1 protein-coding gene is annotated in these 204 nt (G+C 54.4%); it reads right to left on the reverse strand.

What is annotated here, in order from left to right; genetic code table 11:
* The coding region (locus tag NSCA4_RS0109795) for a helix-turn-helix domain-containing protein (RefSeq protein ID WP_016687959.1) at positions 1 to 174 on the reverse strand (174 nt) is incomplete at its 3' end.
* Positions 175 to 204 lie beyond the last annotated feature (30 nt).

Raw genomic sequence — 204 nt, forward strand, 5'->3', positions numbered from 1 at the left:
GGTTTTGGATTGGGGATGTTCGAGTGCGCCGATGCCGCCTTCCTGATAGGCGCGTATCCATCGCCGCAGGCGGGTTCGGGAGATGCCGTAGTGGTCTGCGGTACGCTGTTGGCTGCGTATGTGCAGGTAGCGGAGTACGGCTTGGTATTTGAAGTGTAATGTATATTTGCTCATAAAAAAACTGCACCTTGTGAGTTGGAGGGG

It is taken from the genome of Neisseria sicca 4320 (assembly GCF_000193735.1).
Lineage (GTDB): Bacteria > Pseudomonadota > Gammaproteobacteria > Burkholderiales > Neisseriaceae > Neisseria > Neisseria sicca_E.